This is a genomic window from Endozoicomonas sp. SESOKO3, from assembly GCF_024606255.1.
In genome coordinates, this window is record NZ_JAHHPR010000396.1 from 1 (window position 1) to 2,597 (window position 2,597).

Consider the following 2,597-nt stretch of genomic DNA (forward strand, 5'->3'; position numbering starts at 1 on the left):
AAAGTGGTCAGCGTGGTCCCCGGTGGTCCTGCCGATAAAGCAGGCCAACTGAATCCTGGCGACAAAATCATCAGCGTTGGCCAGGGCCTCAAAGGCACGCTGACCACTTTGGTGTATTCATCCTCCGAGGACAGAACCGCACCAATGCCTTCCAGAGAAAGACTCATGTTAATGTCAAAGTTCTCGGCAGTCTGGGGCGAGAAGTACTGGGTGTGGGGATCAAAAATTCCGGTAAAAGAATTAATGTAAGTCTGGAAAACGTCTTCGCTCTTACTCTGATGCAATCGGCGCAACAGGTTGGTGTTGCGTCGAGTCAACTGATCTGCAATTTCTTCATCAGTTTTGTTGTTCAGCTTCAGGGTCAGTACACTGTCTTTGAACTGTTTTCTCCAAAGGTCTCGCTGGTTCTTTTTATTGGCCAGCCAGGGCTGTTCCTTGCGGTCAACAATCAGGTCTTCGTTCTTTTTCAGATCCAGTTTGTTAACACCCTGCTTGACCAGAGCCAGCATGTAGCGGGCACGTTCTTCTGCCCTGACTGTGTATCGATTGAATATTTCAAAAGCTGGTTTCAGGTCGCCGCTTTTAAGAGAGCTGTCGAGCTTTTCTTTATAAGGGGCAAACTGGGCAATGTCGCTTTGCAGGAAGAAGCTGCGGTTGGGGTCCAAACGGTCGAGATAGCGCTGAAATACTTTTTCTCCACTCTCTTTGTTCAGGTCAATTTTGCGATAATGGTTGCGTGACAGCAGTTGCACCACATTGACACTGGCAATGGCCTGTTGCAGGCTGGGTTTTAGTTCGTCAATGGGGCGGTCAAGATTCTGATCAGCGGCAAAAACCGAACTGGTGGTTATACAGAGCGCGGTGAACAGGGCAAAAAAAACCGATGGTATTTTCCTGGCGTTTAGCAGGGTCGGTATCATGGATTGTGAAGCTCCGTGTCGTTTTTCGATATCGGGTGTGCCGCCTCGGCTCATGAAGGAATAAGTCCTGTTATGGAGTGTTTAAGACGACGTTCATCGACTATAGGCTACTCCACCCCTCTGTGCCTGAAACACATGTACCAAAAATATCCGGAACATGCGTTTAAGCCTGTTCCACACCGGAGATAATCCAAAGCCTGTCAGGGCGTTGTTTCCAGCTGATGCTGCTTGTGGTGCATGTGGCACTGCTGGCTACCAGACAGTCGGTCCATAGGCCTGTCCCAGAGCATTGGTTGACTTCTATTTTTAAGTTACCAGTGCTTTGGGGGCTTTCTCAATCAGTTTTGTTCAGTGATTGTGAATATCCCCTGAGACATAATACAGTCTATAACTGAATGCAGCCAGTCAGGGGACTTTACCGGACTCCAGTCAGGCTGATAACCCCCTATTCAATGAAGCCCGATAACCGAGGTATTTCATTGATACCTGTATCGGCTTGATCATTAAGGTTTGGGTAAAGATGCAAGAGAGCAAAAACTTTTACGGACTTGTGGCTATTGACAGGGCGTTACAATGGCGGACCTTTCCCGGTGAGCCTTTGGGTAAAGATCAGGTAAAAATTCGAGTAGTGGCCGCAGGCCTTAACCGTGCCGACCTGTCGCAGTTGGCTGGAACCTACAATCCACCAAAAGGTGTAACACCCGTCTTGGGACTCGAATGCTCCGGGATCATTGAGGCGGTGGGAGCCAATGTCAGCCAATGGCTGCCAGGCCAGCATGTTTGTGCGTTGTTGCCGGGTGGAGGTCTGGCGACAAGCGCGGTGTGTGATCAGCGGCTGTTGTTACCAGTTCCTGAATCACTGAGTCTCGTGCAGACCGGAGGCGTTGTTGAGGTTTATGCAACCGCCTGGCTCAACCTGTTTCATCGTGGCAAAGTCAAAGCCGGAGACAAGGTTCTGTTAATGGCTGGCGCCAGCGGTGTGGGTACCGCAGTTCTGCAGCTGTGTGCTTATTTTGGGATCGACGTAACCGTGGTGGTCGGCAGTGATGAAAAGTTGCAATTCTGCAAGGAGTTGGGAGCGAAAAATGGCTTGAACCGACATCAGCAGGATTGGAAGCTGTTAAAGGCTTTTGGTCCTTTTGATATGGTGCTGGATTGCTGTGCCGGAGACTGGCTGGAAAGATATCTGTCTTTAATGAATATCGGCGGAAGAATTGTCACCATTGGTTTAATGGCAGGACGACAAGCACAATTGGATATGGGGCAACTACTGATGAAGCGGATTCAAGTGATGGGATCCACTCTGCGCTTTTTGCCCATTACCGAAAAAGAAAGGTTGTTAACCGAACTAATGGAAAAGGTTTGGCCTTTATTCGCCTCGGGTCACTTAAAACCGATTACAGATACGGTTCTCCCAATCGATCAATATCAGAAAGCGTATGATTTAATGGCATCCAATAAAACAACAGGCAAGGTTATTCTCACCTTGCCTGCTTAATCCATTATGAATGGCTTTAAAAAACATTGAGGCCTCTGATCACAACACAAAGTTGAAAAGATGAGTTTGATTTCAGGAAAGACCTGTGAACACATCTTGTTTAGCATGTTCGCAAATCCGAATAAAGAACAACTGATGTCCTTTTTGGAGCGAAATTCAGACAAAAACCTGGTATCAAC

At 48.0% G+C, this 2,597-nt stretch carries 2 protein-coding genes and 1 pseudogene; 2 read left to right on the plus strand and 1 reads right to left on the minus strand.

Annotated features, from left to right (window positions below):
- Positions 1 to 12: 12 nt before the first annotated feature.
- A complete protein-coding gene (locus KDK18_RS06820; RefSeq protein WP_257254125.1) occupies positions 13 to 249 on the plus strand; it encodes a PDZ domain-containing protein in 237 nt (78 codons plus the stop codon).
- Positions 250 to 251: 2 nt separating this feature from the next.
- On the opposite strand, the pseudogene KDK18_RS06825 reads toward KDK18_RS06820, so the two are convergent.
- Positions 252 to 974, minus strand: a pseudogene (locus KDK18_RS06825) (hypothetical protein); the annotation flags it as partial.
- A 466-nt stretch (positions 975 to 1,440) separates the two neighbouring features.
- On the opposite strand from KDK18_RS06825, the gene KDK18_RS06830 reads away from it, so the two are divergent.
- The gene (locus tag KDK18_RS06830; protein ID WP_257254124.1) at positions 1,441 to 2,418 is read left to right on the plus strand and encodes an NAD(P)H-quinone oxidoreductase; all 978 of its coding nucleotides are present in this window, start codon (positions 1,441 to 1,443) and stop codon (positions 2,416 to 2,418) included.
- The last annotated feature ends 179 nt before the right edge of the window (positions 2,419 to 2,597 follow it).

Excerpts from the sequence above, each read along its gene's own strand:
- KDK18_RS06830 (WP_257254124.1), top strand. The coding sequence starts at position 1,441 with ATGCAAGAGAGCAAAAACTTTTACGGACTTGTGGCTATTGACAGGGCG.